Genomic DNA, 6,818 nt, shown 5'->3' on the forward strand with positions numbered 1-6,818 from the left:
TGAAAGCTTGCCAGGGCGTAGCCGATAGGCGAAGACTGGTCGAAAGCTTGCCAAGGCGTAGCCGATAGGCGAAGACTGGTTGAAAGTTGAAAGAAACTGCTTTTGTTACTTGTTACTTCTTACTTATTACTTATTAATTATGGTTCATCGTCATAATGCATACCTGGGGTCATAGGAAGAAGCGTCAAAATGGTGAATGAGACCTGATTTATCTGCTAAAGAAATATCCCGAAGGGATTAAATATGAATAGCTACGGGTGCAACCCGTAGTACCTGGAATCAAGAAACAGAACAAACTCTGAAGGAGTTTAACCCTGTCAACTGAGACACCCACATATTGTATCAGATCATATTCTCTACAAAGGATGATTTAATTGAATACGTTAAAAAGCAGGCCAGTCACCATACCAACCAGTTTCCGGAGCAACTCCGTTGCGACTAAACTGGTTTCAATAGAACATGAGATAAAATTTGATGAAAAATATTTGCTTTAGTATTGTTCAACCCCTCTGGGGTTGCAATTATTGTGGTTCATTTACCACGGGTTACACCCGTGGCTATTCTTGTTTTTCCCTTTCAGGGAATTTAATCCAGGTTAGAATTGGAATTTGTTACCTACCTTGATTGCAGAGAAAGAATTTTATGCCTGTTGATCAAAGAACAATATTCAGGTATAGGTACGCATTCTGACGATGAGCCTTACTTATTACTTATCAATTACTCCGTCACACTCCGCATGAGATCTTCGATATTTCCCGGTGTGGACATGATCTTACTGAAAGTGGTCATGGTCAAATCCGGAAAACTCAGGGCTATCCGATAGCGGCCATGCATCATCACAGCAGTATTCCCCATCAGCAGGATCTCATAGGGTAAAAAGGCAGTGTGTTTTGGAGTGGAAATATCGATGATGGGCAGGAACTGCTCTTCGCCCGTTGAACCACTCAGTGCAATGCCATATAGTTTCAAATCTTTTCCTGGAACCTCATAGGCGTAAATGAGCTTGGTATTGCCACCCCTGGATAGCTTGGATTCAATAATACTTTTGCCAACACTAAAACTTGAAAATTCATTCAACTCTACTACATCCTCAAAATATTCCATCCCGAACATGTAGTGATAATGGCGAATATCTTTAACGGTCAAGCCCTTCTCAACACCGAAGACTTCCCCGCTAATGGTTCCCAGGTCAGCCATGGCCGTTACCAGGCTTTTGTCAGCTGCAAGGAAATGGTGAGCAACTTCAGGATAGGCCTTTTGAAAATAGGCATTACCCAGATAAATGGGGTTTGTATAGGAAACATTCACCATTCCATCTTCCAGTGTGAGGGCCACTCGCAAGGCTGAGGCAAAACCGGTTAACCCTCCCACGCTCTGCACTGCTTCGATCAGCCCGGGTGAATTGATTACGAATACCCAGCGAGTTTCATCCTGAGCCGGTTGATATTCACCTAAAAGCGAAAATCCAGCGGTCTGGAGACTTGCACGGGTTTTGTCCTTCACCACATCAAAGGATTCAGAGCTTTGGGCACCTAACGTATATGGTTTTAAAGTCTGCCCCCAACTAACGGTAAAAATCAAGGTCAATAACAAGTACATACTTAAAACACGTCTCATGAGAAGTACCTCTGGTTTTGTTTATTTCAATGTTGACGGCCTCGCAAAAAGTCCCTCTCGCCCGCCTGCGTATAACTTCGTGCGGGCAGGCAGAGCGCGCAGAGCGTTGTATTGAGTTCATCGAAATAACGCAAAGTGTTGATTATTATAAACATACGCCATATTTTCGTAACCTATTAAAATTTTTGTAGTTAAGCGGTCACTAAGCCCAGTCGAAGTGTCGATATTCATGTTTTTTCAAGTACTTTTTGCGGTTTCGTCAATGTTGAGCTTTTCTAACAATTATACTCACTGGTTCTTTTCAATTTTCCCATTGTCTAAAATATGGAGATCGCCACGGTCGTTTCACTCCCGCGAAGACACCTGACATGCATGATGAAGTACAATTGCATCATTTGCTAAATCGTGTATCAGCCGACCAATTGCCGATGATCTCCTGTGCTTTTGGAAGGATGCGAATTTTAAATTCTTTTTGAACCGGATCAAACGACTCACCATCAATATGAGCTGGAATGGGCAGATCGCTGCTAATGGTCAGTTCTTTGGTCTGGTGCATCTCCATTTCAGGTACTTCTGCTATGGTTCCGTCATACAGCTTTCCAAAAACCTGAAGGATCCGCCAGCGACTGATTTCCTGTGTATAACAAACATCAAATAGCCCATCATCCAGTTTGGCTTTGGGAGTCAGTTGCAACCCACCGCCTACATTCCAACCGTTGCCAATGCTAATGAGAAAGACTTTTTCGTTCATTTCCATATCATTGAATTTTACTTTTAGTGGCATCCTCCGGTATGTGAGGTAGGTTCCACCGATTGCGATCAAGTATTTGGGTGCGCCATGGAGGAAGGGCAGCATTTTGCCAATATCATTGGCTCTGCCCTCAAAGCCCAAACCCATAACATTGATAAAACGTCGACCGTTGACCTCTCCAACATCCAATTTTTTAACATCATGGGCCAGCAGGGTGTCTACTGCGGCTTCCAGATCACCGATCTTGTAGGAGCAACTACGGGCAAAATCATTGCCAGTCCCAATGGGCAGAATACCCAATGGTTTATCAATATCCGGCATTCCATTAACGATCTCATTGATGGTACCATCTCCACCGACAGAGACAATTACATCAAAACCGACGCCCATTTCTTTCACAAGCTTGGTGGCATGATCCCGTTTTTCGGTAAAATGAAATTCATAATCAGCTTTGCGAGCTCGGAGTAAATCCTCAATTTCCGGTAAAGCCTTCATGGTGGAACGGCTGCCAGCTTCGGGGTTTACAATGAGTAGATAGCGATGATCTTTTTTTTTCTTAGCCATATTAACCCCTATAGTGTTAGCGAAAATGATTTAAGTAAGATACCCGGACATATGGTAGCACTAAGCTCCCGCCCGTCATAAGTCTCTACATCAGGGTTGACGAGAGCTGTCTCTGTCACAGCCTCCAATTGTTCCCCAAGCATATTATAGAGACTATCATCAAAGCGCATATTCTCAATGGGCGCAATGATCTCCCCGTTCTCAACCCAGAAACAGGCGTAGCGGGTCATACCAGTAATCCGACCACCGATCATATCGCTCCAGTTTAAATAATGTAGATTGGAAAGATAGACACCTGTCCCCAGTGCTTTCAAAACTTCAGATTCTTTCAAATTTCCTGCACTCATTACCGCAGCCCGTAAGCCCTCATCTCCTGCGGCGAAATTGGATTCAATTCCATACTCTTTTGCTGTTCTCGAGCTTACCAGGGTTTGACTCAACAATCCTTTATTAATGAGAACTGTTGTTTCAGGAGCGACCTCACCGTTTCCATTAAACCGAGGGGATAATCCGGAGCTGAAATCCTCGGAAAGGGTGAAATGGGGTGACAGTTTTGCTCCTTCATTGCGCATCTTGCCAAGACTGCTTTCACTCTGGCGAATAGCAGCTTCTGATACTCCCCCCCAGGAAAACATGGAGAGAACATCAGCTACACCTGCTGACGCGATAAAGGTTCGATAATCTCCCGGTTCGATCTTTTTAGGAGGTAAAGACATGAGTTTCAATTTTTCAATGGAATCAGCCAGGAATGCTTCATACTCAGACTGATCCCAGTTGGACCCGCCATAGGTAGCTTTGACCATTTTTTCTTCCGGTGTGATCAGCGAGTAATCCAAAGAAAAGGAGTCTGATGCGAACCAGTGATACCCTCCTGCAGAATTTGAACTACCTTGGAAAATTCGTCCGGAAGCCCAGATACCGGTAAGGTCAGCCTGTCCCATGGCAGGTAGAATCTTAGCAGCAACTTCTTGAGGCTCAGGTAAGGATCCGAATTTTTCATTTAAGCTGGTTTCTGTGCTGTCAGGAATGACCAGGTAAGGATCGTCCGGCAACTGTTGCGCTTCTTCTCGTAAGCGATTCAACTCTGTTTGGGCTTGTTTTAGGTCTTCCTCAACATTACCAGAAAGTGAGATGCTTCCAGTGCAGCATTTCGTATTCCAGATATAGTTAAATCCCAGGTCAGCTTCATCCACATTTCCAATCTGACGAATTTTAGCAGCATTGATCCTGGCAAAGGTTGTGTTCTCTCCACCAAAGCTCAATCCAAGATGTTCACCTGACTTAAGATCGGCCATAATGCCCTGGGTGATCTGTTTAAATAATTTTTCCATCGTTTACCTCAAACTTGTTACTACAATTATATGATCGTTCTGTAAGAATCTTTTAATGGGCCACAAAGACACAAAGGCACAAAGGTTTAAAAGGTGTAACTATCACGCTTCAGGTCCTCTGATTCATAAAAATTCAACCCCGTTAACGACGCGTTGAAGCATGAAATAGTCCATCATGCTTTTTTCGTGTCGTAGTGCCTTGGTGGCTATATCTATCTGGTTTTGTATCGTTTTAATAGGCGCGCTACTTCGAATGCTGTAAAGGATCCAAACTACAAATCCTGTGTTAAACACCACCAAAGATTTCCACATCGCCAAATAGACATAAGGGGCTGGCGTGGCCGACCCGGATGACCTGATTGGGCTCACCTTTGCCACAGAATGGCGTGCCGTACACTTCAAATGTATCCTGGTTACCCACTTTCTTCAAGCTGCGCCAGAAGGGATTTGAGATGGCCCGGTAGTTGGGATTCTTCACTGTTTTGGTCAACTTGCCATTTTCGATGAGCTTGCCATATTCACAGCCAAACTGAAATTTGTTGCGGTAATCATCAATGGACCAGGAGCGGTTTGAGGTCATGAAGACCCCTTTTTCCACAGAACTGATGATCTCATCATAACTGGAATCACCTGGTTCCAAATTAAGGTTTGCCATGCGATCAATGGGGGCGCGATTCCAGGAACTGGCTCTGAAATTTGCCACGCCATCCAGCCCGGAACGGATCTGACTTTCCATGCCACCCAAACCGCGCAGGAGCAAACCTTCTTTGATCAGAAATTCCTTCTCGGCTTTCAAGCCTCCGTCATCATAGGCGTAGGAGGCAAATTGATTCCCAATGGTTGGATCGAAGGTGATATTCATCAGCTTGGAGCCGTATTGAAGTTTTCCAAAATCAGCCAGTCGGACAAAACTCCAGCCGGCATAATTGCGTTCATCCCCCAGAATGCGATCGATCTCCAGAGCGTGGCCCACACTTTCATGAATCTGCAGCATCATCTGATCCGGTGCCAATACCAGATCCATAATTCCTGTAGGACAGTCTTCAGCACTGAGCAGCTCTACCGCTTCAGCACCAATGATCCGACATCTGGCCAGGACATCATCCTCATTAAATACTTCCATGCCAGCCTGGTAGCTCTTGGCCAGGAGACCACCATCGGTCCGTTTTTGGGTAATTGAGCCGTCTTGAGCAACAGCCGAATAATCAGCTGAAACCATAAGATACTGCTGGTCAAAATCACTCCCGTTGGATGACACAAAGTGTGATTCTGATTCAACAATTCGGCCCATAGCATTGGTGGAAACCACTTTATCAGACACCTTTAACTCAGCGGTAGCCTTGATGAGTAGTTCTGAAAATTCACCTGGAGAGAAGGCATCTGTAGCCGTCTGAAAAGCTGAGCGATAACTCCCTTTTGCCACGGGGCGAGCTTCTATTCCAAATGAATGCAGGCTGTATTTTGAAGCCGCTTGGGCCAACACAACTGCTCGCTCAGCCGCAGCTTGAATACCGGCAGTATCCAGGCGACTGGTTCCATAATAGGCGAATTGGCCATTTACCAACACTTCAACCATAATGCCTTGTTTGGATTCCCGAGTATTAGTCTCTGGCTTGCCATCCCGCACGAGACGGAAACCTGTATTTTCTTTGACGTAACGTAGGCCGACCCAGTCAGCTCTGACGTCAATACCAGAAAGTATTGTTTGTAGATCCATTGTTTTTCCTTTGCGAACTCAAGCTCACCTCATCAGAGTTGATGTGGCGGGTAAAACTAAGTTTTTACCGGGGCACAATCAAGGGGTGAGACGGGGGGTGATAGTCATAAGTTAATAGTTAAAAGTTAAAAGTCGAAAGTCGAAAGTCGAAAGTGTCCAATCAGAAGATAGGTGACACGTTATCCTTTGGTATATGCATGAATGGTTTTGTGTCAATCTGCATAAACCACAATTGGGAGGTCTTGTAATGTGCTATTATACCAAATTTAGAGCTCCTTTCGTGCCATAACGCCCCTGGATGATATTGGTATAATCTAATATGTGTGCAGGAGTTGTCTATGGATGAATGTCTCAAAGCGGAATGGAAAAAATAGATGATAGTACGAAAGCAATATTTCTCAACAAATGAGATTTATCATGCCAGATAATCTAAAGCATGTAATTTTAGCAGATGATGTTGTTGAGTTAATCACAAATCATTTTAACTGCATGTATGGCTTGAAGACAAATGCTGGTGAGGTTGAGCAAATGCTTCAGGATATGTTTAGTGAGAGTACTAAATCAAATATAGAGTCACAAATGAACTGCCAAAGGTGAATCTTGGATAGTTTGGAAGTACTTGCCGGATCAACGAAAACCTGCTATATTATTTAAATATATCTATCATAAAGATAAATCTTTAGTATGCATTTAAATAAGGTTCATCGTCATAATGCGTACCTCAGAGTTAATTGGATTGTCAGGAAGTTTCCATCTTTTACTCAGATCCAGATTCCCTGAAGGGGAATAATCAGAATAGCCACGGGTGTAACCCGTGGTAAATGAACCACAATAATTG

The 6,818-nt window shown here is 44.0% G+C and carries 5 protein-coding genes; 1 reads left to right on the top strand and 4 read right to left on the bottom strand.

The window, feature by feature from the left end; genetic code table 11:
- Positions 1–717: 717 nt before the first annotated feature.
- From U9Q77_13990 to U9Q77_14005, 4 genes are all read right to left on the bottom strand, one after another.
- Positions 718–1,617, bottom strand: coding sequence for a hypothetical protein (locus U9Q77_13990; GenBank protein ID MEA3288466.1), 900 nt, complete (start codon positions 1,615–1,617; stop codon positions 718–720).
- 391 nt (positions 1,618–2,008) lie between these two features.
- A complete protein-coding gene (locus U9Q77_13995) occupies positions 2,009–2,932 on the bottom strand; it encodes a diacylglycerol kinase family protein (protein MEA3288467.1) in 924 nt (307 codons plus the stop codon).
- Between the two features lie 8 nt (positions 2,933–2,940).
- Positions 2,941–4,263, bottom strand: coding sequence for a metallopeptidase TldD-related protein (locus tag U9Q77_14000; protein ID MEA3288468.1), 1,323 nt, complete (start codon positions 4,261–4,263; stop codon positions 2,941–2,943).
- 286 nt (positions 4,264–4,549) lie between these two features.
- Positions 4,550–5,980, bottom strand: a complete 1,431-nt coding sequence (locus U9Q77_14005) for a TldD/PmbA family protein (GenBank protein ID MEA3288469.1) — start codon at positions 5,978–5,980, stop codon at positions 4,550–4,552.
- A gap of 417 nt (positions 5,981–6,397) precedes the next feature.
- Here U9Q77_14005 and U9Q77_14010 point away from each other — a divergent pair, with 417 nt between their 5' ends.
- A complete protein-coding gene (locus tag U9Q77_14010) occupies positions 6,398–6,577 on the top strand; it encodes a hypothetical protein (protein ID MEA3288470.1) in 180 nt (59 codons plus the stop codon).
- Positions 6,578–6,818 lie beyond the last annotated feature (241 nt).

The sequence above is a fragment of the Candidatus Neomarinimicrobiota bacterium genome (assembly GCA_034716895.1).
GTDB lineage: Bacteria > Fidelibacterota > UBA8477 > UBA8477 > JABMPR01 > JABMPR01.

Excerpts from the sequence above, each read along its gene's own strand:
- U9Q77_13990 (MEA3288466.1), bottom strand. The coding sequence starts at position 1,617 with ATGAGACGTGTTTTAAGTATGTACTTGTTATTGACCTTGATTTTTACC.
- U9Q77_13995 (MEA3288467.1), bottom strand. The coding sequence starts at position 2,932 with ATGGCTAAGAAAAAAAAAGATCATCGCTATCTACTCATTGTAAACCCC.
- U9Q77_14000 (MEA3288468.1), bottom strand. The coding sequence starts at position 4,263 with ATGGAAAAATTATTTAAACAGATCACCCAGGGCATTATGGCCGATCTT.
- U9Q77_14005 (MEA3288469.1), bottom strand. The coding sequence starts at position 5,980 with ATGGATCTACAAACAATACTTTCTGGTATTGACGTCAGAGCTGACTGG.
- U9Q77_14010 (MEA3288470.1), top strand. The coding sequence starts at position 6,398 with ATGCCAGATAATCTAAAGCATGTAATTTTAGCAGATGATGTTGTTGAG.